The sequence below is a fragment of the Pseudomonas sp. MSSRFD41 genome (genome assembly GCF_014230245.1).
Taxonomy (GTDB): Bacteria; Pseudomonadota; Gammaproteobacteria; order Pseudomonadales; family Pseudomonadaceae; genus Aquipseudomonas; species Aquipseudomonas piscis.
This window is the reverse complement of record NZ_JACKZK010000004.1, coordinates 26043-49172: the sequence shown is the minus strand read 5'-3', so window position 1 is coordinate 49172 and position 23130 is coordinate 26043. Positions and strand designations below refer to the sequence as shown.

Below are 23130 nucleotides of genomic sequence, written 5' to 3'. Positions count from 1 at the left end.
CTCATGAGCGTCTTGAACTTTCCACGGATCTACTTCAACGGCCACATGTACTGGAACCCGCCAACGGCCAACAACAACGACGTGTTCCCGCTGTACGACGCGGTGAACATGTGCATGAACTGGAAGTTCCTCAACACATTCGGCATCAACGATGCCAACGCCAGCAGCCAGCTGCTGCCCTGGATGATCACGGGCCTGAAGTACGAGGATGTGCCGGACTATGTCTTGCAGGTGCCCGGTAACGGCAGTCCAAAGGGCTACCCGATGATCCCCGCCGAATGGGACCTGTTCGGCGATAACTCCTGCGGCACGGTCGACTACAAGAACATCCGCTCGACCGTCGTTGGCGGTGAACTCCAGGCCAGCAACTACATTTCCAACGACGCGCTGATCAACAAGGGCTACCAGTTCTATGGCGCCCCCTTCGGCGGTACCGAACCGACCCCCGCGCGCTTCGTCGATATCAGCCCCTGGCAGAACACCTTTACCGCGCTGTATTTCGACAACATGACCATCGGCGATGATCAGTGCGGGCTGGTCATGCCGCGCCAGTACCGCATGCTCGACCGCTTCCTTAACTTCAACTGGGGGGCTTTCGGTGGCCTGAACTACGTGACCACCACCTGGCAGACCTGCTTCCCGAAAGAGACCCTGCAATGGAACGTCGGTCATTCCGTGCTGTTGCAGACCTTGTTCGAGCAGATGAATAAACAAGGCGCCCAGGGCCTGATGTTCAGATTCACCACCTTCCTGACCTTCTACGACCTGAACGGCATCTTCAACGACTTCCCGCCGGTGAACAGCCACTCCAAGAGTGAAGCGGCCCTGCAGGCGATGCATGACATGTACCAGAAGGGCCTGAACAACGTGGCCGATATCTTCTACAACCCGGCCTACAGCCGTACCGTCGGTACGCTGGGCCTGTGGTTCGCCGACAAGGAATACCCCACGGCGCCGGCCGGGCTGCGCCTGGCTCCCAAGGAGCCGGTACCGTTCTTCAAGGCGGTTCCGGGCGACTCGATCATCTACCCGCCGACCCGGGATCAGACGGTCACCCTCGGTGTCATCAGCGCCCAGGCCAATGGCGATGTGCTGTCCCTGGACCTGGGCAATACCTTTCCGTTCTTTCCGGTCGGTGACGATCCACTGGTGCCTCCAGCGATCGTTGAGGCGAACAAGGGGGTCCCGGTTCCCGGCAAGTTCAACGTCGGCAGCTACGACGTGGTCTATCGCACCACGGACAGCCCGACGCCCATTACCCTGGCCAGCTTCGGTTTCGAGCATTACCGCCAGAGCGAGTACGACAAGCGGGCCGGTCTGCTCGACCTGCCGCTGAGCCCGCAGGCCCAGGAGCAGCTGAAGCAGGAAGGCCGGCTAGAGCTGCACTTGCAGGGCAGTTCCCCGACACTGGTCGCCGCCGCGCAACAGACCTGGACCGCCGAGGTCATCGAAAGCGGCAGCTTCATCAATGTCGGCGATCCCCAGCCGCTGACCCTGAAGATCATGGTGCAATGCAACGGCAAGCCTGCGCCCAAGGGCACCCGGCTGCGAGTCACCGAATACAACAACGCCTTCAGCGCAACCACTAGTAACTACTACCTGGGGTTCACCAACGATGAAGTCGATTTCACCCTGATCAATGACTATCCGGAGGATCGCAGTCAAAACACCGAGAACCTGCCGCGGTTCGTCAACAGCCAGGTTACTGCCAACTTCCTGGCCGTGGGCAGTGGTCGCAGGCTCCAGGCCTTGTCGAAGGCCGAGAAGCAAGCGTCCGTGCCGATCACCTACAAGGCGTTCCTCGGCAAGCCCTCGGCCGTGTCCTTGAAGGCCTGCCTGCAACTCGTCGGCGGCCAGCCCCAGCAGACCCCTTTGGATGGTTCGAACATCAACGTGAACTACAGCGTGGCGCTGATCGAGACCGACGACCAAGGGGTGGCGCAAATCTCGGTGAAAGGCATAGCGCCTGGCTTCCCGACCCTGCGCTTCTTCTTGGCGGATGAACCGGTGTCGTTCAGCTTCAACGTCAACGACGCCTACACCGACTTCCTGGCACCGATCCGGGTGCTGCCGGAGGAACCAAACCTGCTCGAGGAGTTCGTCGAGACCTGGAACCAGGTGTACAAGTACACCGACTCCAACGTGCGGATCTGGAACCAGTTCATCTTTCCCAGGATCCTCCGGCCCTTCTACTACCTGTACCCGATCATGAACAAGTTCATGCCGCTGGACTCGCTGCAGCGCATCGAAGGAGCGATCGATCAGTTCACCCGCCTGATCAGCCAGAAGTACCAGGAGGAAAGCACCCTGGCGATGCCCATCACCCGGGATCTGCCGCAAAGCCGGCGCAGGGTGCTGGAGACCTGGGCCAACCAGTTGGTGAAACAGGGATACCCGCCCCAGGAGCTCAATCTCACCGAGTGCCCGTGATCCCCAACTACGACCATCACTGAACGGATGCCGAGCGCGCCATGCGCGCCCGGTCCATCCCAAGGAGCGTTGCGATGCGAATCCGTATCTTCAGGCACCTGCTGGCAGCCGCCACCTTGCTCTGCGCCAGCCAGGCGGTACTGGCCGACCAGAACGGCGATAACGTGTATTTCAACATGGGCGTGCACAACACCAAGGGCTGCACCGCCCTCAACAACAACTGCATCGCCAAGCGCAAGGCCGGTGAGCCGACCGACCCGCAGTTCCCCGCGACCTGGATCAGCGACTGGACCATGTACCGGGTCACCAACAACTACGAGAAGAACCCGCCGCCCTACAGCAGCCCGCCCAGCACCCTGCAACCGAACGACTACACGATGTCCCAGGGCACCAGCTATTACGACAACACCTATGTCCCGGCCGACGGCGACGGCACCGGGGCGATGATGGAGCACTACGAGAAGTACTGCCTGCCGATCTTCCCGATCAAGGACAACAACTACACCTGCTCCTTCGTTTCTCTGGGCAACAAGGCCTACTTCCTCACCTACCCCGAGGACCGGCCCAAGGACATGCCGGCCTGCTGCATGTTCTCGCCAATGAACCACCCGCCGCGCCAGGACTTCGTCAAGCACCTGCCCTACAGCGCCAGCCGCAGCCAGAACCTGGGCGGCAGCGTGCTGGCCTATGCCCTGGAGCTCAAACCCCAGGGCCAGCCACCGATCCTGTTCGGCTATGCCTTCAACAAGCAGGCCACCAGCGACGGCCCGGGCCAGCCGGCCTACCAGCATCCGCAGTCGTTCTACTTCTCCGGCGATGCCAGCGTGGCCAACGCCCCGATTGTCAGCCAGAACTACCGCAACTGGAGCAACGCCAAACCGGACCCGGCCAAGACCTGGGACCAGGTGGCGCAAATGTGCCCGGCCAACCCACCGGACTGCCAGCTCTTCACCCCACCGCCATCGCTGAAGAACGGTGCGCGGCCGCAGTGGAACCAACTCGCGCCCATTTCGCAGTGACAGGAGCCGCCTCATGAATCATTGGAGCCGTTTCACCGCCCTGCTGCTGTTGACCGCCGCCAGCCTGCCGGCCAGTGCCCTGCAGCCCACGGCGGTGACCTCGCAGACCGTCGGCCAGTGCCCGCCGCTGCCGGTGGTCCCCCCGGCCGGGGCGTCGCAGCAGGCTTTCGATCAATACAGCTGGCAGCTGTTCATCACCTTGAACTGGCCGGCCCTGGCCGGGCAGCGCGGCGTCGCCGATTGCAGCAAAACCCTGGGCAGTCCTGGCGATACTGTGTGGCAGAGCTACAAGGGCGTGAATGAGGTCTTCCTGCCTCAAGGGCAGGACCCCGGTCCATGGAATTCGCCACCTATGGCCAAGGTCCTCAAGCTGATCAATATCGCAGGGCGCAAGAACACCGCAACGGCCAACGACAACCAGGCCGTGGGCGGCTGGCTGATCGACCAGAACGGCAATCCGACCTATTACCAGATTGCCGCCAATCAGGTTTCCTACGACTACATCGTCAACAACCAGTTCTACAACGCCGATGTCGTTGCAAAGGCCAGCAACATCAACTTTCCCAATGCGACCAACGAGATCAAATCCAGCTGGCGAATACTCACCTCAAAGGATGATCCCAGCCGCTACCTGCACATGCAGGCCCAGATCACCACGTTCGATGCACAAGGCGTGGCCAACGGTACGGCTCAAGCGACGCTAGGCCTGGTGGGGCTGCACATCGTCAACAAGGTCGAGGGGTTTCCACAGTGGATCTGGTCGACCTTCGAGCAGGTCGACAATGTGCCGCCCAAGGTCAAGCAAGGGGACCAGTGGGTCAATCAACCGCAGCCAGGAATCGCGTACTCCTACTTCGATGCCAAGGCGCCTGCCGACAAGGTCAATCAGAGCCCCTGCAACTGGACCCTGAACAATGGCCACATGACCTGCACGCCGAAGCCGGGGATGAGTTTCACCACCCCCAACCCACTGGACCGTTTTACCCCATTGACCGACGCCACGACCAAGCTCAACAGCGAGTACCAGGCGCTGCCGCAGGTTCAGGCCTCGGTATTCAAGTACTACCAGTTGATCACCACCCAATGGAGTACTACGCCCAACCCTGGCGCGCCCATGGGCCAGACGACCCCTGAACTGTCGGCCAACGTGACCATGGAGAGCTACATCCAGCCCAACAGCAGCTGCACCAACTGCCACTCCATGGCAACGCCGATCAACAGCCTGCAAAAGGCCGATTTTTCCTACCTGTTCAAGTTCGCCCAATCCCCCAGCAGCCCAGCCACCAAGGGCAAGGAGTGAATCATGAGTATTCTCAATGGACCGCGGCTGAACTTCTGGGGCGGGATCGAGGCCAACGTCAGCCTGCCCAACAACTCGCCCACCATTCCCAGCGATCCCACCAATCCCGACAGCAAAGCAACACTGTCACTTTTCGACCTGACCACCTCGACCCTGTACCCCGAGGCCGAGGTCTATAGCGACGACCAACTGACCGAAATGATCAATGCGCCGACAGGCACCTACTACACCGCCGGTGGCTGGAACCACTACGGGCAGCATGTCGTCACCCTGGACAGCGTCGCCATCAGTTCCCAGGGCACGCCCGGCAACATCAGCACCCAGGGGGATCTTGTCGGCGAACCGTTCTACCTGCTGGGGTCGGTGGACCCGGTCACCGGCGCGGCACCGGTGACCGGGCCGATGATGGTCGACCTGGACCCGACCGGCACCATCAGCTCGCAGATTTTCCTCGGCGGCCTGCAGATCGGCAACAGCACGCCCCCGCAGTTGCTGGTCAAGGGCAATACGGTATGCAGCAGTTATGACGTGGCCATCCGGATTCTCGACCCAGAGCAGGATGCGCCGGGCTCCAACCGTATCAGCGGCAGTTTTCAGGTCACTTTCTCTCGCGACCAGATCGTCAGCTACAACAAGGACAACCCGCTCCTGCGCTCCATCGTCGAGGCCCCCGGCGCGACCGGCATCGTCGTGCGCTTCGTCATGTTCGAGATGTGCCCGAAAATGACCACGGCGCAACTGGACGCCGACTACGCCGCCCACCAGTACACCTCCAACCCAAGCATCGGCCGCGTGGTCGGCACCCTGGCTCCCGCCTTTGCCGGGGAACCACTGATCGTCACCGCCGGGCGCCAGCTCATCAATCCGTCCACAGGCAGCGCCGGCTACGCGAGCGTGCTCGACAACAACCTGCTGAGCCTCGACATGCTCAATATCATTCCCAAGCAGGCGTTTCGCAGCGTTCGAACCGACAACACCTCGCCCATCGGCCCCAATGCGAACTTCGGCAATGTCTCGATCAACCTTGGCTCGACGACACTGGCTACCCTGGATCCGCTCAAGACTCCGCTAGCGGACTACTACGTATATGGCGGCATCCTTGACCTGCCGCTGACGCCCGCACAACGCCAGTTGGCCAGCCAGGAGCCAATTGCCATCAAGGCACCGCTGACGCGTTACTACCCCTCCAAGCCCAAGCCCAGACCGATCAACATCGACGCCATCGAACAGACTTATCGCCTGAGTTCCAATCAACGCAATCTGTATCTGGAGGATTACCCCGAGGGCCTCGATATCACCTTGAGCTTGAGTCAACTGGGCCAACCGGTGACCAAGGACACGGTGATCATCATCACTCCCGGCCCCTGCAACGACGATCCGAAAGCCCCCTACATAAGCCCCGAGTTCTGGGACTTCCTGGACTTCGCCCCCCGGCAAACGGTCAAGGCAGGCCAATCCAGCGTGAGTTTCAAGGTCAGCCTCAAGCCCGGTTCCGCGGCGCAGGCCGGTTTTGTCACCTTGAACTGCGCGGTCGAAAACAGCGACGACAACGGTTTTTTCATCAACCTGCGCAAATATGCCATCACCGATTTCGGTATTGCGCCGGGTAGTACTGTCACCTGGGACCAGGTGTACAAGCACGTGCTGCGTTTTCACTACCTGGCCTTCCCCGCCATGTCCCGCTACATCGCACTCGATCAGCAGGACGCCGTCTGGGGATCACGCCAGATGATCCTGGCACGCACCTCCCAGGAATACCTCGGCACCACCTTGTACATGCCGGTGGTGCGCTCGATGTCCGCCAGCCAGAGAGCCCTGCTCAAGTGCTGGTTCACCAATGAACCCTGGCAGCCGCTGCAGTGATGGGTCGCGCTAATTGTGAGGGAGAACCCGTATGCCAATTGCATTGCTCATCCCCGGCCAAGCCCAGGAAAACCTGCGCCCCAGCAAGGTGGTCGTCGAAGGGTTGGTGAACCCCCGCGGCCTCTGCCTGCAAGCCGACGGCAGCCTACTGCTGGCCGAAGCCGGCTCCGGGCTGGCGGACCAGCCCTTCAGTGGGCGCATCAGCCGCCTGCGTCCGGACCCGCAAGCTCCCGGTGAATACTTGCCACCCGAGGTCCTGGCCCAGGGTTTTCGCTCGATGAACATGCAGTCGCGCATGTTGCGCGATGAAATCATGGGCCTGTCGGACATCGCCCTGGGAGCCGGGCGTTGCCTGGCGAGCCAGACCGACTACGTGGCCGGATCCAAGCTGCTGGACCTGCAATACAGCCCGCCCGAACCGGTATTCCACAGCCACGGCAACCTCAACTCACTGTGCTACCACCCCTCGCGCCAAAGCTGGCTGGCGGTCAAGCCCGATACCAACCAGCTGGTGGAGTTCGTCGGTGACGGCGAACAGGTCCTGGCGCAATTGCCCGACCTGGACCAGGGCCAGGAAGCCGTGCCGGTCACCCTGGTCCACGAACCCCAGACCGATGCCGTGCTGGTCAGCCTGTTCTCCGGAGAATTGCATAGCGATCCGGCGCGCAAGGGCATCGACTTCGCCAACAAGGCCGGCCAGGTGATTCGGGTCTGGCCTGCCAGCGGCAGGATCGAAGTGCTGATTCGTGGACTGCAACTGCCCACCGGGCTGGCGCTGGATCCGCAGGGACGGATCCTGGTGCTGGAACTGTGCGACCGGCTGTTGCAGCCCCTGCCGCCCGACTGGTCCGGCGAAGTGCTGCACGGCGGCTTCGCCCGTTTCAGCGGGCGCCTGCTGCGCTGCGACCTGCAACAGCGCAGCGTACAGGTGCTGGCCAGCGGCCTGGATACGCCCTCCAACCTGTGTTGTGTCGAGGGCGCGGTGCTGGTCAGCGAAGGCATGGGCCTGAGTGGCCGGGCGATTCCCGCGCCGGACCAGCAGGTGGTGGCACTGGATGGGTGGCTGCGGCGGGTGGAGCTGTAGGAGCCCGGTCGGTCGGGGCAATACCAGTCGGCCAACATGGGTGAACTGGCTGTGCGCAGCGGCGGCTTTCAGGAGCTGTGGCTCACGGCGTAGCAGCGATACTCGAGCGGTGCGCCAGCATCAATCCGCGAAAGCCTCGGGGTAGAGGCCAGAAATGAAAACCCCCGCTAGGCGGGGGTTTCGCAGGAGACTTCAGGGAGAAGTTCCGGGGAGCAGCTTAGAACGGAATATCGTCATCGAAGCTGTCGAAGTCCGGTGCCGGCTGAGGGGCAGGTTGTTGTGGCGCTGGACGCTGCGGAGCCTGTTGCGGACGTGGCGCCTGCTGGCGAGGTGCGGACTGCTGGTAGTTATTGCCGCCGCCCTGTTGGTCGCCCTGTTGAGGACGGCCGCCCAGCAACTGCATGGTGCCCTGCATGTCGACGATGATCTCGGTGGTGTAGCGCTTGATGCCGTCTTTTTCCCACTCGCGGGTCTGCAGCTTGCCTTCGATGTACACCTGCGAACCCTTGCGCAGGTATTCGCCGGCGATCTCCGCGACCTTGCCGAACATCGATACGCGGTGCCACTCGGTACGCTCGACCTTCTGGCCGGTCTGCTTGTCGGTCCACTGTTCGCTGGTGGCCAGGCTCAGGTTGGTCACGGCGTTACCGTTAGGCAGGTAGCGAACTTCGGGATCCTGGCCGCAAGTGCCGACCAATATGACTTTGTTAACCCCACGGGCCATAACGTTCTCCTAGGCTTCGCGCGACGGCGGCGCTGGATTGACCAGCTGCTCGAGGGTCGCGCGATCCAATAATTCGGTATCCAATTTGATGTAAATGGCAGCCTCCTCGGCCACCACCACGGCATCTGTTACCCCTACGACAGCCTTCAGGCGCTCGACCAGGCCGGCTTCGCGGATCGCTTCGGGCGATAACGGCAAGCGCAGGCTCGTCACATACGGGGGCTCGCGCATGGTAACAGCAAAGGCCAGCCAGAGTGCAGCCAGACCTGCGCATCCGAGGAACACAACCGACAAACCGCCATGCTGGAACAACCAGCCGCCGAGGATGCCGCCCAATGCCGAACCGAGGAACTGGCTGGTGGAGTACACCCCCATCGCCGTCCCCTTGCCGCCCGCCGGCGAGACCTTGCTGATCAGCGATGGCAGGGAAGCCTCCAGCAGGTTGAAAGCGGTGAAGAACACCACGGTGCCGATCACCAGCGCTTGCAAGCCGCTGCCGAACGCCCAGAAGAATAGCTCGGTGAGCAGCAGCGTACTGACCGCGCCCAGCAGAACTCGTTTCATTTTGCGTTTCTTCTCGCCATAGATGATGAACGGGATCATGGCGAAGAACGAAATCAGCAGCGCGGTCAGGTACACCCACCAATGCTGCTCCTTGGGCAGACCGGCTTTTTCCACCAGAGCCAGGGGCAAGGCGACGAAGCTCGACATCAGCATCGCGTGGAGCACGAAGATACCCAGGTCCAGGCGCAGCAGGTCGGGGTGCTTGAGCGTGGGCACCAGGGCCTGGCGCGCCACACCGGACTCGCGGTGCTGCAGCGGCCCGGTAGAACGCGGCACGATGAAGGCGATGATGAAAATGCCAACCAGGGCCATGGCCCCGGTGGCCAGGAACAGTCCCGAAAGACCGAAGCTACGGGTCAGCAGCGGGCCGACCACCATCGCCACGGCGAAGGACAGGCCGATGGTCATGCCGATCATGGCCATGGCCTTGGTCCGGTGTTGCTCGCGGGTCAGGTCCGACAACAGCGCCATCACCGCCGCGGAAATCGCTCCCGCGCCTTGCAGGATACGTCCGGCGATCACGCCCCAGATCGAATCCGCGTTGGCTGCCAGCAGGCTACCCAGGGCGAACACGATCAGTCCGAGGTAGATCACCGGGCGCCGCCCGATGCGGTCGGAAATGATGCCGAAGGGAATCTGGAACAACGCCTGGGTCAGGCCGTACGCGCCGATCGCCAGGCCGATCAGGGCCGGGGTGGCACCCGCCAGATCCATTCCATAGGTCGCCAAGACCGGCAGCACCATGAACATGCCAAGCATACGGAAGGCGAACACCAGGGCCAGGCCGCTTGCCGCGCGGGTCTCGCCACCACTCATGCGTTCGCTGTGGGGATCGTGCATGGAATAACCTCGTATGAACCGGCGGCGATTCTACCAGTCCGATCGATTGAGGGGATATATGGCGACGCTTTGCCGCGCAGCCCTTCCCGACGATGGAAAAACCGCCGCCGATAGTGTGCATCCATCCAGTATTTAGTTTTATACTCCTGCCTTTACGCCCGCCGATCGAGGCCTCTTTTGGACAAGATTCTGATTCGTGGGGCCCGCACCCACAACCTGAAGAACATCGACCTGACCCTGCCCCGGGACAAGTTGATCGTCATCACCGGTCTGTCTGGGTCCGGCAAGTCATCCCTGGCTTTCGACACCTTGTACGCCGAGGGCCAGCGCCGCTATGTCGAGTCGCTGTCGGCCTACGCCCGGCAGTTCCTGTCGATGATGGAAAAGCCCGATGTGGACACCATCGAAGGGCTGTCCCCGGCGATTTCCATCGAACAGAAATCCACTTCCCACAACCCGCGCTCGACGGTCGGCACCATCACCGAGATCTACGACTACCTGCGCCTGCTCTATGCCCGCGTCGGTACTCCGCGCTGCCCGGACCACGATATCCCGCTGGAAGCCCAGACCGTCAGCCAGATGGTCGATCTGGTGCTGACCCAGCCCGAGGGCAGCAAGCTGATGTTGCTGGCGCCGGTGATCCGCGAGCGCAAGGGTGAACACCTGTCGGTATTCGAGGAACTGCGGGCCCAGGGCTTCGTCCGTGCCCGGGTCAACGGCAAGCTGTTCGAACTGGACGAGTTGCCGAAGCTGGATAAACAGAAGAAGCATTCGATCGATGTCGTGGTCGACCGCTTCAAGGTGCGGGCCGACCTGCAGCAGCGCCTGGCCGAGTCCTTCGAGACGGCGTTGAAGCTGGCGGACGGCATCGCGCTGGTAGCGCCGATGGACGACGAGCCCGGGGAAGAAATGATCTTCTCCGCCCGCTTCGCCTGCCCGATCTGCGGCCATGCCATCAGCGAACTGGAACCCAAGCTGTTCTCCTTCAACAATCCGGCCGGCGCCTGCCCGACCTGCGATGGCCTGGGGGTCAAGCAGTTCTTCGACATCAAGCGCCTGGTCAATGGCGAACTGACCCTGGCCGAAGGCGCGATCCGCGGCTGGGACCGGCGCAACGTCTATTACTTCCAGATGCTCGGCTCATTGGCCGCGCACTATGGTTTCAGCCTGGAGGTGCCGTTCAACCAGCTGCCGGCCGACCAGCAGAAGGTCATCCTCAATGGCAGCGGTACGCAGAACGTCGACTTCAAGTACCTGAACGATCGCGGCGACATCGTCAAGCGCTCCCACCCGTTCGAAGGCATCGTGCCGAACCTGGAGCGCCGCTACCGCGAAACCGAATCGGCCACCGTGCGCGAGGAGCTGGCCAAGTTCCTCAGCACCCAGCCCTGCCCGGACTGCCGGGGCACGCGGCTGCGGCGCGAGGCGCGGCATGTCTGGGTCGGAGAGAAGACCCTGCCGGCGGTCACCAGCCTGCCCATCGGCGATGCCACCAATTATTTCGGCACCATCAAGCTCACCGGGCGCCGTGGCGAGATCGCCGACAAGATCCTCAAGGAAATCCGCGAACGCCTGCAGTTTCTGGTCAATGTCGGGCTCGACTACCTGACCCTGGATCGCAGTGCCGACACCCTGTCCGGCGGCGAGGCCCAGCGTATCCGCCTGGCCAGCCAGATCGGCGCGGGCCTGGTGGGGGTGATGTACATCCTCGACGAGCCATCCATCGGCCTGCACCAGCGGGACAACGATCGCCTGCTGGGCACCCTCAAGCACTTGCGGGACATCGGCAACACGGTGATCGTGGTCGAACACGACGAAGACGCCATCCGTCTGGCCGACTATGTAGTGGACATCGGCCCGGGAGCCGGAGTGCATGGTGGCCAGATCGTCGCCGAAGGCACCGCCGCCCAGGTCATGGAGCACCCGGACTCGCTGACCGGCAAGTACCTGTCGGGACGGGTGAAGATCGTGGTCCCGGCCAAGCGCACGCCGCGCAACAAGAAGCTGTCCCTGACCCTCAAGGGCGCCCGTGGCAACAATCTGCGCAATGTCGACCTGGAGATTCCAATCGGCCTGCTGACCTGCGTCACCGGGGTATCCGGCTCGGGCAAGTCGACGCTGATCAACAACACCCTGTTCCCGCTGAGCGCCACCGCGCTGAACGGCGCCACCACCCTGGAAGCCGCACCGCACGACAGCATCAATGGACTGCAGCATCTGGACAAGGTGGTGGATATCGACCAAAGCCCGATCGGTCGCACGCCCCGTTCCAACCCGGCCACCTACACCGGGTTGTTCACCCCGATCCGCGAGCTGTTCGCTGGCGTGCCGGAGTCTCGCTCCCGCGGCTACGGCCCTGGACGCTTCTCCTTCAACGTCAAGGGCGGTCGCTGCGAGGCGTGCCAGGGCGATGGTCTGATCAAGGTGGAAATGCACTTCCTGCCGGACATCTACGTGCCTTGCGATGTGTGCAAGAGCAAGCGCTACAACCGCGAGACCCTGGAGATCAAGTACAAGGGCAAGAGCATCCACGAGGTCCTGGAAATGACCATCGAGGAAGCCCGGGAGTTCTTCGATCCGGTACCGGCCTTGGCGCGCAAGCTGCAGACGCTGATGGACGTGGGGCTGTCCTATATCAAGCTGGGGCAGTCGGCGACGACCTTGTCCGGAGGCGAGGCGCAGCGGGTCAAGCTATCCCGCGAGCTGTCCAAGCGCGATACCGGCAAGACCCTGTACATCCTCGACGAACCGACCACCGGCCTGCATTTCGCCGATATCCAGCAGTTGCTGGATGTCCTGCACCGCCTGCGCGACCACGGCAACACCGTAGTGGTGATCGAGCACAACCTGGATGTGATCAAGACCGCTGACTGGCTGGTGGACCTGGGTCCGGAAGGCGGCTCCAAAGGCGGCCAGATCATCGCGGTGGGTACACCGGAACAGGTGGCCGAGATGTCTCAATCCCACACCGGGCACTATCTCAAGCCGTTGCTGATCCGCGACCGGGCCTGAGGCCCATGAAAAAGCCCCTGGCACCTTAGGGCGCCAGGGGCTTCTTTATTTCTTGCATTCGCCGAAGGCCAACGCCGCCTGCGATCAGAACTGCGATTGCAGGTAGTTCTCCAGGCCGATGGACTTGATCAGGCCCAGTTGCTTCTCCAGCCAGTAGGTATGGTCTTCCTCGGTGTCCGCCAGCTGGATCCGAAGGATGTCGCGGCTGATGTAGTCCTTGTGCAACTCGCACAACTCGATGCCTTTGCACAGTGCCGCGCGCACCTTGTATTCCAGGCGCAGGTCACTGGCCAACATATCCGGCACGGTGGTGCCGGTGTCGAGATCATCGGGGCGCATGCGCGGCGTGCCTTCGAGCATCAGGATCCGTCGGATCAAGGCGTCGGCGTGTTGTGCCTCTTCCTCCATCTCGTGGTTGATGCGCTCATAGAGCTTGGTGAAGCCCCAGTCTTCGTACATCCGCGAATGAATGAAATATTGGTCGCGTGCTGCCAGTTCTCCCGTCAGCAACGTGTTGAGGTAATCGATTACGTCGGGATGACCCTGCATCGCCCTACATCTCCCTGCTTGAAAGTGGATAGTTTGAACCAAGCTGACTCGCAGGTCACTCAAGAACAGCAGGAAAAGTGAAGATTATCTGAGAAAAGCAGTACAAATAACGCAAAAACCGCCCAAATGAGGGCGGTTCCGCTTCTTATTTAGACTTACTTGAGCGATACGCCCAACGCTTTGGCGATACCTTCTCCATAGGCTGGATCAGCCTTGAAGAAGTGTTGCAACTGACGCTGTACTACATCGGCTGTCACCCCAGCCATGGCACCAGCGATGTTGTTGATCAACAGAGACTTCTGCCCATCATCCATCAGGCGGAACAGGGCACCTGCGTGGCTGTAGTAGTCCGTGTCCTCGCGATGATCGTAGCGATCGGCTGCGCCACTCAAAGCCAGGGCTGGCTCTGCATAACGTGGCGCTTGTTTCGGCGCGTCGCTATAGCTGTTCGGCTCATAGTTCGGCGCTGCACCACCATTAGTGCCAAACGCCATCGCTCCATCGCGCTGGTAGCTATTGACCGGGCTCAGCGGCGCATTCACCGGCAGTTGCTGGTGATTGGTACCAACGCGGTAGCGATGTGCATCCGCGTAGGCAAACACCCGGCCCTGCAGCATGCGATCTGGCGACAGGCCGACACCGGGGACCATGTTGCTTGGACCAAATGCCGCCTGCTCGACCTCGGCGAAGTAGTTCAACGGGTTGCGGTTCAACTCCAGTTCACCAACCTCGATCAGCGGGAACTCTTTTTGCGACCAGGTCTTGGTCACATCGAAGGGATTCTCGTAGTGCGCTGCCGCCTGGGCCTCGGTCATGATCTGGATGCAAACGCTCCATTTCGGGAAGTCGCCACGCTCGATGGCATTGAACAGGTCGCGCTGGGCGTAATCCGGATCGGTGCCAGCCAAGCGAGCAGCCTCTGCCGGAGCCAGGTTCTTGATTCCTTGCTTGGTCTTGTAGTGCCACTTCACCCAGTGCCGTTCACCCTTGGCGTTGATCAGGCTATAGGTGTGGCTGCCAAAACCATGCATATGACGGTAGCCATCCGGAATACCCCGGTCGGAGAACAGGATGGTGACCTGGTGCAGAGCCTCTGGCGAATGCGACCAGAAGTCCCACATTGCCTGGGCGCTCTTCAGGTTGCTCTGGGGAAGGCGCTTCTGGGTGTGGATGAAGTCCGGAAACTTCAGCGGATCTCGAATGAAGAACACCGGGGTATTGTTCCCAACGATGTCCCAGTTACCTTCTTCGGTATAGAACTTCAGAGCAAAACCACGCGGGTCACGCTCGGTATCGGCCGAACCACGCTCACCGCCTACGGTAGAAAAGCGCAGGAAGGTCGGAGTCTTCTTGCCCACCGACTCGAACAGCTTGGCACTGGTGTACTGCGTGATGTTGCGGGAAACCGTGAAGGTGCCATAGGCACCCGAGCCCTTGGCATGTACACGGCGCTCAGGAATATTTTCGCGGTTGAAATGGGCAAGCTTTTCGATCAGGTGGAAATCATCGAGAAGCAGCGGGCCACGAGGGCCAGCAGAGCGGGAATTCTGATTGTCAGCGACCGGAGCACCACTTGCGGTCGTAAGAACTTTGGTCTGGCTCATGCTCAATATTCCTCTATCTGTCTGGGAACTGCCGGCTAATCGGCTGAGAAAGAGTATTGATCATGATTACTACCACATCCAATGCATTAGATTTCGCAAAGCGATAGAAATCAACAATGGATAGACATACAAAAAACCGGGCACTAGGCCCGGTTCCTTGTTTCAGACTGACGTCTTATTCAGCGGATACAGCTTCGCCGCCAACAGCACGATCAACCAGTTCAACGTACGCCATAGGAGCGTTGTCGCCAGCGCGGAAACCGCACTTGAGGATGCGCAGGTAGCCACCCTCACGGGTAGCGTAACGCTTGCCCAGGTCGTTGAAGAGCTTACCAACGATAGCTTTCGAACGAGTACGGTCGAAAGCCAGGCGACGGTTAGCAACGCTGTCTGTCTTAGCCAGAGTGATCAGCGGCTCGGCAACGCGGCGCAGTTCCTTGGCTTTCGGCAGGGTAGTTTTGATCAGCTCGTGCTCGAACAGCGACACCGCCATGTTCTGGAACATGGCCTTGCGGTGCGAGCTGGTGCGGCTCAGGTGACGCCCACTTTTACGATGACGCATGGTTCATTCCTTACCAAACACAACGTTCGGTGATTACGACGATCAGGCAGTCGCCTTGTCGTCCTTCTTAAGACTTGCAGGCGGCCAGTTATCGAGGCGCATGCCGAGGGACAGACCGCGGGAGGCCAGAACATCCTTGATTTCGGTCAAGGACTTCTTGCCCAGGTTCGGAGTCTTCAACAGTTCTACTTCGGTACGCTGAATCAGGTCGCCGATGTAGTAAATGTTTTCCGCCTTAAGGCAGTTAGCCGAACGTACAGTCAGTTCCAGATCGTCAACCGGGCGAAGCAGGATCGGATCGATCTCGTCTTCCTGCTCGACTACCACTGGCTCACTGTCACCTTTGAGGTCGACGAACGCAGCCAACTGCTGTTGCAGGATGGTTGCAGCACGGCGGATAGCCTCTTCAGGATCCAGAGTACCGTTGGTTTCCAGATCAATAACCAGCTTGTCCAGGTTGGTACGCTGCTCGACACGGGCGTTTTCCACCACGTAGGCGATACGGCGAACCGGGCTGAACGAAGAGTCGAGCTGCAAGCGACCAATGCTGCGGCTTTCGTCTTCATCGCTTTGACGCGAGTCGGCCGGCTCATAACCACGACCACGAGCTACTACGAGCTTCATGTTCAGAGCGCCGTTAGACGCCAGGTTAGCGATTACGTGATCGGGATTAACGATCTCGACATCATGATCCAGCTGAATATCGGCAGCGGTAACCACCCCCGAACCCTTCTTCGACAAGGTCAGCGTAACTTCGTCACGGCCGTGCAGCTTGATAGCCAGACCTTTAAGGTTCAACAGGATTTCAATTACGTCTTCCTGTACACCTTCGATGGCGCTGTACTCGTGGAGCACACCGTCAATCTCGGCCTCGACTACTGCACAGCCGGGCATTGAGGACAACAGGATGCGGCGCAGCGCGTTGCCCAGGGTGTGGCCGAAACCACGCTCGAGAGGCTCGAGAGTGATCTTGGCGCGGGTTGGACTGACAACCTGCACATCAATATGGCGGGGTGTCAGGAACTCATTTACCGAAATCTGCATGGATGCACCTATTTTCTAGCCCTTACTTGGAGTAGAGCTCGACAATCAGGCTTTCGTTGATGTCGGCGGACAGATCACTGCGAGCTGGAACGTTCTTGAAAACGCCCGACTTCTTCTCAGTGTCTACTTCTACCCATTCTACGCGGCCACGTTGAGCACACAGATCGAGAGCTTGGACAATGCGAAGTTGGTTTTTTGCTTTCTCGCGAACAGCAACCACGTCACCAGCACGAACCTGGTAGGACGGAACGTTAACGGTCTGACCGTTTACGCTGATCGACTTGTGCGATACCAGCTGACGGGATTCGGCACGAGTGGAACCGAAGCCCATGCGGTATACAACGTTGTCCAGACGGCATTCCAGCAGTTGCAACAGGTTCTCACCAGTTGCGCCCTTCTTGCCGGCGGCTTGTTTGTAGTAACCGCTGAATTGACGCTCCAGAACGCCGTAGATGCGACGAACCTTTTGCTTTTCACGCAGCTGGGTACCGTAGTCGGATTGACGACCACGACGCTGGCCGTGGATGCCAGGAGCTGCTTCGATGTTGCACTTGGATTCGATAGCGCGCACACCGCTCTTCAGGAAGAGATCGGTGCCTTCGCGACGAGCCAGTTTGCATTTTGGACCAATGTAACGAGCCATTCTTTACAATCTCCTGGATTACACGCGGCGCTTCTTCGGCGGACGGCACCCGTTGTGCGGGATTGGCGTCACGTCGGTGATGCTGGCGATCTTGTAGCCACAGCCGTTCAGAGCACGAACTGCGGATTCACGACCTGGACCCGGGCCCTTGACGTTAACGTCGAGGTTCTTCAGGCCATATTCCAGCGCAGCTTGGCCAGCACGCTCAGCAGCTACTTGAGCAGCGAACGGAGTGGACTTACGAGAACCGCGGAAACCCGAACCACCGGAGGTTGCCCAGGAAAGAGCATTACCCTGACGGTCGGTGATGGTCACGATGGTGTTGTTGAAAGACGCGTGGATATGGGCGATGCCATCAACCACTGTCTTTTTGATTTTCTTACGAGGACGAGCAGCAGGTTTTGCCATGACTAAATTCCTGTCGATTCGCTGGTGCGATTACTTGCGGATCGGCTTACGCGGACCTTTGCGAGTACGCGCGTTGGTCTTGGTACGCTGACCGCGTACTGGCAGACCACGACGATGGCGCAGACCGCGATAGCAGCCCAGGTCCATCAAGCGTTTGATTTTCATGTTGTTTTCGCGACGCAGGTCACCTTCAGTGGTGAACTTCGCCACTTCGCCACGCAGCTGTTCAATTTGCTCGTCGCTCAGATCCTTGATCTTCGCAGCTGGGTTGACCCCAGTCACTGCACAGATTTTGTGTGCAGTAGTGCGACCAACACCATAGATGTAGGTCAGCGAGATAACAGTATGTTTGTTATCTGGAATGTTAACGCCTGCAATACGGGCCATTCAGTGGGACTCCAATTGACAGCTACCTACGCCCCGGAAGCCAAGAAATAGGGCGCGAGATAATATCGCTGTAATAACAAATAATCAACCCGGCAGCGCACTAGCTGCCGGGCTTGAAGCACAATCACACTCAGCCTTGGCGCTGCTTGTGACGTGGTTCCGCGCTGCAAATTACTCGAACAACACCTTCGCGGCGAATAATCTTGCAGTTGCGGCACAGCTTTTTCACCGATGCACGAACTTTCATCACCAACTCCTCGAACCTTATGGATTAGCGCAGCATGCCGCTGCCGTAACCCTTCAGGTTGGCTTTCTTCATCAGGGATTCGTACTGGTGGGAAACGAGGTGCGATTGTACTTGCGACATGAAGTCCATAACAACCACGACCACGATCAGCAACGAGGTCCCGCCAAGGTAGAACGGAACGTTTGCAGCAACCACCAGGAACTGTGGCAACAGGCAGACGGCCGTCATATATAGAGCACCGAACATAGTCAAGCGGGTCAGAACGCCATCAATGTAGCGTGCCGATTGCTCACCTGGACGGATGCCCGGAATAAAGGCACCGGACTTCTTCAGGTTTTCCGCTACGTCTTTCGGATTGAACATCAACGCCGTATAGAAGAAGCAGAAGAAAATAATCCCTGCACTAAACAGCAGAATATTCAACGGCTGACCAGGAGCGATCGACTGCGAGATGTCCTGCAACCAGCCCATACCTTCAGACTGACCGAACCAGGCACCCAACGAAGCCGGAAACAGCAAAATGCTGCTCGCGAAAATAGCAGGAATAACACCGGCCATATTCACTTTCAGCGGCAAGTGGCTGGTCTGCGCAGCAAACACCTTACGGCCCTGCTGACGCTTGGCGTAGTGAACAGCAATACGACGCTGGCCACGCTCAATGAACACCACAAAACCGATAATCGCTACTGCCAGCAAACCGATCGCAACCAAGGCGAAAATGTTGATATCGCCCTGACGCGCAGACTCGAAAGACTGCCCGATCGCTCTCGGAAGACCGGCGACGATACCCGCGAAGATCAACATCGAGATACCGTTGCCAACACCACGCTCAGTAATCTGCTCACCCAGCCACATCATGAACATCGCGCCAGCCACGAAAGTGGATACCGCAACGAAATGGAAGCCGAAGTCACCAGTGAACGCAACGCCCTGCCCAGCCAGGCCAACGGACATGCCGATGGCCTGAACTAGAGCGAGGACGACAGTGCCGTAGCGGGTGTACTGGCTGATCTTGCGACGGCCAGCTTCACCTTCCTTCTTCAACTGCTCCAGCTGTGGGCTGACAGCGGTCATGAGCTGCATGATGATCGATGCCGAGATGTACGGCATGATCCCCAGTGCAAAGATGCTCATACGCTCCAGCGCACCACCGGAAAACATGTTGAACAAGCTAAGAATGGTCCCCTCATTCTGTCGAAACAGGTCTGCGAGTCGATCAGGGTTGATACCTGGAACCGGGATGTGCGCACCTATCCGATAGACGATAATCGCCATGAACAGAAAACGCAGACGAGCCCAGAGTTCAGACATACCGCCTTTGCCGAGCGCAGAGAGAGCACCTTGCTTAGCCATTTATTCCTCGAACTTGCCGCCAGCTGCTTCGATAGCCGCACGCGCACCTTTGGTGGCTGCGATGCCCTTGATAGTCACAGCGCGAGTAACTTCACCGGACAGCATGATTTTCACACGCTGAACGCTCTGGTTAATCACGCTGGCATCTTTCAGGGACTGCACGGTGACGATGTCGCCTTCGACTTTAGCCAGCTCGGACAGACGCACTTCTGCGCGATCCATGGCCTTCAGGGAAACGAAACCGAACTTCGGCAGGCGACGATGCAGCGGCTGTTGGCCGCCTTCAAAGCCTGGAGCAATGGTGCCACCGGAGCGGGAAGTCTGACCTTTGTGACCACGGCCACCAGTCTTACCCAAACCACTACCGATACCACGGCCCGGACGATGCTTTTCGCGACGGGAACCCGGCGCTGGACTCAGATCATTGAGTTTCATCGATTAACCCTCGACACGCAGCATGTAGTAAGCCTTGTTGATCATCCCGCGGTTCTCGGGAGTATCCTGGACTTCTACAGTGTGACCGATGCGACGCAGGCCCAGACCCTTAACGCACAACTTGTGGTTAGGGATACGGCCGGTCATGCTTTTGATCAGCGTTACTTTAACGGTAGCCATGATCAGATGATCTCCTGGACGCTTTTGCCACGCTTGGCGGCAATGGATTCAGGGGACTGCATTGCTTTCAAACCCTTGAAAGTGGCGTGAACCACGTTTACCGGGTTAGTCGAGCCGTAGCACTTGGCCAGAACGTTCTGAACACCAGCAACCTCGAGGACAGCACGCATGGCGCCGCCAGCGATGATACCGGTACCTTCAGAAGCAGGCTGCATGTACACCTTGGAAGCGCCATGGGCAGACTTCATTGCGTATTGCAGAGTAGTGCCGTCCAGATCAACCTGGATCATGTTGCGGCGAGCAGCTTCCATTGCCTTCTGGATCGCAGCAGGCACTTCACGCGACTTGCCACGGCCGAAGCCAACACGGCCCTTACCATCACCAACCACGGTCAACGCGGTGAAAGTGAAGATACGGCCACCTTTTACGGTTTTGGCTACGCGGTTAACTTGAACCAGCTTCTCGATGTAGCCTTCGTCGCGCTTTTGGTCGTTATTGGACATAACTTAGAACTCCAGCCCAGCTTCACGAGCAGCCTCAGCCAGCGCCTTGACGCGGCCGTGGTACTTGAAGCCGGAACGGTCGAAAGCCACTTGCGAGACACCAGCGGCTTTTGCACGCGTAGCGACCAGCTGGCCAACCTTAGTAGCCGCGTCGATGTTGCCAGTGGCGCCATCACGCAGTTCTTTATCCAAAGTCGAGGCGCTTGCCAGGACCTTGTTGCCGTCGGCCGAAATGACCTGGGCGTAGATGTGCTGCGAAGAGCGGAACACGCAGAGACGCACGACTTCGAGTTCGTGCATTTTCAGGCGTGCTTTGCGAGCGCGACGCAGTCGAGTAACTTTTTTGTCGGTCATTTGCTATGCCCTACTTCTTCTTGGCTTCTTTACGACGGACGACTTCGTCCGCGTAGCGCACACCTTTACCTTTGTAAGGCTCTGGTGGACGGAAGTCGCGGATCTCAGCGGCCACTTGACCTACCAGCTGTTTGTCGATGCCCTTGATCAGGATATCGGTCTGGCTAGGAGTCTCAGCGGTGATGCCTGCCGGCAGTTCGTAATCCACTGGATGCGAGAAGCCGAGGGCCAGGTTCAGCACTGTGCCTTTTGCCTGTGCCTTGTAACCAACACCGACCAGCTGGAGCTTACGCTCGAAGCCTTGGCTTACGCCCTGGACCATGTTGTTAACCAGTGCACGAGTGGTACCGGCCATTGCGCGAGTTTGCTGGTCGCCATTGCGAGCAGCAAAACGCAGCTCACCGGCTTCCTGAACAATTTCAACGGAGGCGTGTACGTTCAGTTCGAGAGTACCCTTGGCACCCTTCACCGAAAGCTGTTGACCGGCGAATTTCACTTCGACGCCAGCTGGCAGCTTAACGGGGTTCTTAGCGACGCGAGACATGCTTATCCCCCCTTAGAACACAGTGCAAAGAACTTCGCCGCCGACACCGGCAGCGCGCGCAGCACGATCAGTCATCACACCTTTGTTGGTGGAGACGATAGATACGCCGAGGCCGCCACGTACTTTCGGCAGCTCTTCAACGGACTTGTACTGACGCAGGCCTGGACGACTAACGCGCTTCACTTCCTCGATGACCGGACGGCCTTCGAAGTACTTCAGCTCGATGGACAGCAGAGGCTTGATTTCGCTGCTGATCTGATAACCCGCAATGTAACCTTCGTCCTTCAGGACTTTTGCTACAGCCACCTTCAAAGTGGAAGACGGCATGCTCACGACGGACTTTTCAGCCATCTGGGCATTACGGATTCGAGTTAGCATGTCCGCTAACGGGTCCTGCATACTCATGGGCTAGATGCTCCTGATACAAAAAGAATTAGCCTTGCGGCTACAGCTTTCACCAAAGATACCCGGGCAAAAAACACGGGCTCAGGCGAGCCGGTCATTCTAGACACACCCTAGAAATGAATCAAGCCCCAGAAGGGGCTTGATTCATGCTTGAGCTCACCGATGATCGGGATCTTGCAACCCCAGCCACCATAGGCTTATAGCCATTACCAGCTGGCTTTTACCAGACCTGGAACGTCACCACGCATTGCGGCTTCACGCAGTTTGTTACGGCCCAGGCCGAACTTGCGGTAAACGCCATGCGGACGACCGGTCAGACGGCAACGGTTACGCATGCGCGAAGCACTTGCGTCACGTGGTTGCTTTTGCAGAGCTACGGTCGCTTCCCAACGGGCTTCTGGACTTGCGTTCAGATCCACGATGATCGCTTTCAGCGCTGCACGCTTGGCGGCGTACTTGGCAACGGTGAGCTGACGCTTCAGCTCACGGTTCTTCATGCTCTTCTTGGCCATTTTCCTACTCCAATCAGTTGCGGAACGGGAATTTGAAAGCACGCAGCAGAGCGCGGCCTTCGTCATCGTTCTTGGCAGTGGTGGTCAGGGTAATGTCCAGACCGCGGAGAGCATCGATCTTGTCGTAATCGATTTCCGGGAAAATGATCTGCTCTTTCACGCCCATGCTGTAGTTACCACGACCATCGAAGGACTTGGCATTCAGGCCGCGGAAGTCGCGAACCCGAGGCAGGGAGATCGACAGCAGACGATCCAGGAACTCATACATACGCTCACGGCGCAGGGTCACTTTGACGCCGATCGGCCATCCTTCGCGGACTTTGAAGCCAGCGATGGATTTACGAGCGTGAGTCACAACGACTTTCTGGCCGGTGATCTTTTCCAGGTCAGCAACAGCGTGCTCGATGACTTTCTTGTCACCGATCGCCTCGCCCAGACCCATGTTCAGGGTGATCTTGGTAACGCGCGGAACTTCCATCACGTTCGAAAGCTTAAGTTCTTCCTTAAGTTTCGGGGCGATTTCCTTCCGGTAAATCTCTTGGAGTCGTGCCATGGTCTTCTACC

At 59.2% G+C, this 23130-nt stretch carries 25 protein-coding genes; 6 read left to right on the top strand and 19 right to left on the bottom strand.

Annotated features, from left to right (window positions below):
* Nucleotides 1-3: 3 nt before the first annotated feature.
* From H7A76_RS09080 to H7A76_RS09060, 5 genes are all read left to right on the top strand, one after another.
* Nucleotides 4-2430 (top strand): hypothetical protein, encoded by a 2427-nt coding sequence (locus H7A76_RS09080; RefSeq protein ID WP_185698174.1) that lies wholly within the window; start codon nucleotides 4-6, stop codon nucleotides 2428-2430.
* Nucleotides 2431-2504: 74 nt separating this feature from the next.
* A complete protein-coding gene (locus H7A76_RS09075) occupies nucleotides 2505-3449 on the top strand; it encodes a hypothetical protein (protein ID WP_185698173.1) in 945 nt (314 codons plus the stop codon).
* A 13-nt stretch (nucleotides 3450-3462) separates the two neighbouring features.
* On the top strand, nucleotides 3463-4749 hold the full coding sequence (locus H7A76_RS09070; RefSeq protein ID WP_185698172.1) for a hypothetical protein: 1287 nt from the start codon (nucleotides 3463-3465) through the stop codon (nucleotides 4747-4749).
* Nucleotides 4750-4752: 3 nt separating this feature from the next.
* On the top strand, nucleotides 4753-6612 hold the full coding sequence (locus H7A76_RS09065) for a hypothetical protein (RefSeq protein WP_185698171.1): 1860 nt from the start codon (nucleotides 4753-4755) through the stop codon (nucleotides 6610-6612).
* Between the two features lie 31 nt (nucleotides 6613-6643).
* Entirely contained in the window at nucleotides 6644-7696 is a 1053-nt protein-coding gene (locus H7A76_RS09060; RefSeq protein ID WP_185698170.1) for a hypothetical protein, read from the top strand.
* Nucleotides 7697-7913: 217 nt separating this feature from the next.
* On the opposite strand, the gene H7A76_RS09055 is transcribed toward H7A76_RS09060, so the two are convergent.
* Nucleotides 7914-8420, bottom strand: a complete 507-nt coding sequence (locus H7A76_RS09055) for a single-stranded DNA-binding protein (protein ID WP_022641321.1) — start codon at nucleotides 8418-8420, stop codon at nucleotides 7914-7916.
* 9 nt (nucleotides 8421-8429) lie between these two features.
* On the bottom strand, nucleotides 8430-9824 hold the full coding sequence (locus H7A76_RS09050) for an MFS transporter (protein ID WP_185698169.1): 1395 nt from the start codon (nucleotides 9822-9824) through the stop codon (nucleotides 8430-8432).
* A 177-nt stretch (nucleotides 9825-10001) separates the two neighbouring features.
* On the opposite strand from H7A76_RS09050, the gene uvrA reads away from it, so the two are divergent.
* A complete protein-coding gene (uvrA, locus tag H7A76_RS09045) occupies nucleotides 10002-12836 on the top strand; it encodes an excinuclease ABC subunit UvrA (protein ID WP_185698168.1) in 2835 nt (944 codons plus the stop codon).
* 84 nt (nucleotides 12837-12920) lie between these two features.
* Here the strand turns inward: uvrA and bfr are convergent, their stop codons facing one another.
* The 17 genes from bfr to rplE all read right to left on the bottom strand — a co-directional run bounded on the left by bfr (nucleotide 12921) and on the right by rplE (nucleotide 23119).
* On the bottom strand, nucleotides 12921-13385 hold the full coding sequence (bfr, locus tag H7A76_RS09040; protein WP_185698167.1) for a bacterioferritin: 465 nt from the start codon (nucleotides 13383-13385) through the stop codon (nucleotides 12921-12923).
* A 155-nt stretch (nucleotides 13386-13540) separates the two neighbouring features.
* The gene (locus H7A76_RS09035; RefSeq protein WP_185698166.1) at nucleotides 13541-14989 is read right to left on the bottom strand and encodes a catalase; all 1449 of its coding nucleotides are present in this window, start codon (nucleotides 14987-14989) and stop codon (nucleotides 13541-13543) included.
* Nucleotides 14990-15164: 175 nt separating this feature from the next.
* Nucleotides 15165-15551: a 50S ribosomal protein L17 gene (gene rplQ, locus H7A76_RS09030; RefSeq protein ID WP_007955635.1), complete on the bottom strand. Its 387-nt coding sequence runs from the start codon at nucleotides 15549-15551 to the stop codon at nucleotides 15165-15167.
* Nucleotides 15552-15593: 42 nt separating this feature from the next.
* Nucleotides 15594-16595 (bottom strand): DNA-directed RNA polymerase subunit alpha, encoded by a 1002-nt coding sequence (locus H7A76_RS09025; protein ID WP_007970428.1) that lies wholly within the window; start codon nucleotides 16593-16595, stop codon nucleotides 15594-15596.
* A gap of 22 nt (nucleotides 16596-16617) precedes the next feature.
* Entirely contained in the window at nucleotides 16618-17238 is a 621-nt protein-coding gene (rpsD, locus tag H7A76_RS09020) for a 30S ribosomal protein S4 (RefSeq protein ID WP_011063772.1), read from the bottom strand.
* An 18-nt stretch (nucleotides 17239-17256) separates the two neighbouring features.
* Entirely contained in the window at nucleotides 17257-17646 is a 390-nt protein-coding gene (gene rpsK / locus H7A76_RS09015; RefSeq protein WP_007924177.1) for a 30S ribosomal protein S11, read from the bottom strand.
* A 30-nt stretch (nucleotides 17647-17676) separates the two neighbouring features.
* The gene (rpsM, locus tag H7A76_RS09010; RefSeq protein ID WP_022641369.1) at nucleotides 17677-18033 is read right to left on the bottom strand and encodes a 30S ribosomal protein S13; all 357 of its coding nucleotides are present in this window, start codon (nucleotides 18031-18033) and stop codon (nucleotides 17677-17679) included.
* A gap of 130 nt (nucleotides 18034-18163) precedes the next feature.
* Nucleotides 18164-18280 carry a 50S ribosomal protein L36 gene (gene rpmJ, locus H7A76_RS09005; RefSeq protein WP_002555468.1) on the bottom strand — a complete coding sequence of 39 codons (117 nt, stop codon included), beginning with the start codon at nucleotides 18278-18280 and terminating at the stop codon, nucleotides 18164-18166.
* A gap of 24 nt (nucleotides 18281-18304) precedes the next feature.
* Nucleotides 18305-19633, bottom strand: a complete 1329-nt coding sequence (secY, locus tag H7A76_RS09000) for a preprotein translocase subunit SecY (protein WP_022641370.1) — start codon at nucleotides 19631-19633, stop codon at nucleotides 18305-18307.
* A complete protein-coding gene (gene rplO, locus H7A76_RS08995) occupies nucleotides 19634-20068 on the bottom strand; it encodes a 50S ribosomal protein L15 (RefSeq protein ID WP_185698165.1) in 435 nt (144 codons plus the stop codon).
* 3 nt (nucleotides 20069-20071) lie between these two features.
* The gene (gene rpmD / locus H7A76_RS08990) at nucleotides 20072-20248 is read right to left on the bottom strand and encodes a 50S ribosomal protein L30 (protein WP_003176408.1); all 177 of its coding nucleotides are present in this window, start codon (nucleotides 20246-20248) and stop codon (nucleotides 20072-20074) included.
* Nucleotides 20249-20250: 2 nt separating this feature from the next.
* Nucleotides 20251-20751 carry a 30S ribosomal protein S5 gene (gene rpsE, locus H7A76_RS08985; RefSeq protein ID WP_022641371.1) on the bottom strand — a complete coding sequence of 167 codons (501 nt, stop codon included), beginning with the start codon at nucleotides 20749-20751 and terminating at the stop codon, nucleotides 20251-20253.
* A gap of 3 nt (nucleotides 20752-20754) precedes the next feature.
* Nucleotides 20755-21105 carry a 50S ribosomal protein L18 gene (rplR, locus tag H7A76_RS08980; protein WP_022641372.1) on the bottom strand — a complete coding sequence of 117 codons (351 nt, stop codon included), beginning with the start codon at nucleotides 21103-21105 and terminating at the stop codon, nucleotides 20755-20757.
* Nucleotides 21106-21115: 10 nt separating this feature from the next.
* A complete protein-coding gene (gene rplF, locus H7A76_RS08975) occupies nucleotides 21116-21649 on the bottom strand; it encodes a 50S ribosomal protein L6 (protein WP_068577548.1) in 534 nt (177 codons plus the stop codon).
* 12 nt (nucleotides 21650-21661) lie between these two features.
* A complete protein-coding gene (gene rpsH, locus H7A76_RS08970; RefSeq protein WP_011063773.1) occupies nucleotides 21662-22054 on the bottom strand; it encodes a 30S ribosomal protein S8 in 393 nt (130 codons plus the stop codon).
* Between the two features lie 206 nt (nucleotides 22055-22260).
* The gene (gene rpsN / locus H7A76_RS08965) at nucleotides 22261-22566 is read right to left on the bottom strand and encodes a 30S ribosomal protein S14 (protein WP_022641375.1); all 306 of its coding nucleotides are present in this window, start codon (nucleotides 22564-22566) and stop codon (nucleotides 22261-22263) included.
* A gap of 13 nt (nucleotides 22567-22579) precedes the next feature.
* Entirely contained in the window at nucleotides 22580-23119 is a 540-nt protein-coding gene (gene rplE / locus H7A76_RS08960; RefSeq protein ID WP_022641376.1) for a 50S ribosomal protein L5, read from the bottom strand.
* Between the last annotated feature and the right edge of the window lie 11 nt (nucleotides 23120-23130).

What these genes read in the sequence shown, in the direction of transcription:
- rplR (WP_022641372.1), bottom strand. Translation starts at nt 21,105, where the DNA reads ATGACCGACAAAAAAGTTACTCGACTGCGTCGCGCTCGCAAAGCACGC.
- rpsK (WP_007924177.1), bottom strand. Translation starts at nt 17,646, where the DNA reads ATGGCAAAACCTGCTGCTCGTCCTCGTAAGAAAATCAAAAAGACAGTG.
- rpsE (WP_022641371.1), bottom strand. Translation starts at nt 20,751, where the DNA reads ATGTCCAATAACGACCAAAAGCGCGACGAAGGCTACATCGAGAAGCTG.
- bfr (WP_185698167.1), bottom strand. Translation starts at nt 13,385, where the DNA reads ATGCAGGGTCATCCCGACGTAATCGATTACCTCAACACGTTGCTGACG.
- H7A76_RS09035 (WP_185698166.1), bottom strand. Translation starts at nt 14,989, where the DNA reads ATGAGCCAGACCAAAGTTCTTACGACCGCAAGTGGTGCTCCGGTCGCT.
- H7A76_RS09025 (WP_007970428.1), bottom strand. Translation starts at nt 16,595, where the DNA reads ATGCAGATTTCGGTAAATGAGTTCCTGACACCCCGCCATATTGATGTG.
- rpsN (WP_022641375.1), bottom strand. Translation starts at nt 22,566, where the DNA reads ATGGCCAAGAAGAGCATGAAGAACCGTGAGCTGAAGCGTCAGCTCACC.
- rplQ (WP_007955635.1), bottom strand. Translation starts at nt 15,551, where the DNA reads ATGCGTCATCGTAAAAGTGGGCGTCACCTGAGCCGCACCAGCTCGCAC.
- rpsD (WP_011063772.1), bottom strand. Translation starts at nt 17,238, where the DNA reads ATGGCTCGTTACATTGGTCCAAAATGCAAACTGGCTCGTCGCGAAGGC.
- rpmJ (WP_002555468.1), bottom strand. Translation starts at nt 18,280, where the DNA reads ATGAAAGTTCGTGCATCGGTGAAAAAGCTGTGCCGCAACTGCAAGATT.
- H7A76_RS09070 (WP_185698172.1), top strand. Translation starts at nt 3,463, where the DNA reads ATGAATCATTGGAGCCGTTTCACCGCCCTGCTGCTGTTGACCGCCGCC.
- rplF (WP_068577548.1), bottom strand. Translation starts at nt 21,649, where the DNA reads ATGTCTCGCGTCGCTAAGAACCCCGTTAAGCTGCCAGCTGGCGTCGAA.
- secY (WP_022641370.1), bottom strand. Translation starts at nt 19,633, where the DNA reads ATGGCTAAGCAAGGTGCTCTCTCTGCGCTCGGCAAAGGCGGTATGTCT.
- H7A76_RS09075 (WP_185698173.1), top strand. Translation starts at nt 2,505, where the DNA reads ATGCGAATCCGTATCTTCAGGCACCTGCTGGCAGCCGCCACCTTGCTC.
- H7A76_RS09050 (WP_185698169.1), bottom strand. Translation starts at nt 9,824, where the DNA reads ATGCACGATCCCCACAGCGAACGCATGAGTGGTGGCGAGACCCGCGCG.
- H7A76_RS09055 (WP_022641321.1), bottom strand. Translation starts at nt 8,420, where the DNA reads ATGGCCCGTGGGGTTAACAAAGTCATATTGGTCGGCACTTGCGGCCAG.
- rpsH (WP_011063773.1), bottom strand. Translation starts at nt 22,054, where the DNA reads ATGAGTATGCAGGACCCGTTAGCGGACATGCTAACTCGAATCCGTAAT.
- H7A76_RS09065 (WP_185698171.1), top strand. Translation starts at nt 4,753, where the DNA reads ATGAGTATTCTCAATGGACCGCGGCTGAACTTCTGGGGCGGGATCGAG.
- rpmD (WP_003176408.1), bottom strand. Translation starts at nt 20,248, where the DNA reads ATGGCTACCGTTAAAGTAACGCTGATCAAAAGCATGACCGGCCGTATC.
- rplO (WP_185698165.1), bottom strand. Translation starts at nt 20,068, where the DNA reads ATGAAACTCAATGATCTGAGTCCAGCGCCGGGTTCCCGTCGCGAAAAG.
- H7A76_RS09060 (WP_185698170.1), top strand. Translation starts at nt 6,644, where the DNA reads ATGCCAATTGCATTGCTCATCCCCGGCCAAGCCCAGGAAAACCTGCGC.
- rplE (WP_022641376.1), bottom strand. Translation starts at nt 23,119, where the DNA reads ATGGCACGACTCCAAGAGATTTACCGGAAGGAAATCGCCCCGAAACTT.
- rpsM (WP_022641369.1), bottom strand. Translation starts at nt 18,033, where the DNA reads ATGGCCCGTATTGCAGGCGTTAACATTCCAGATAACAAACATACTGTT.
- H7A76_RS09080 (WP_185698174.1), top strand. Translation starts at nt 4, where the DNA reads ATGAGCGTCTTGAACTTTCCACGGATCTACTTCAACGGCCACATGTAC.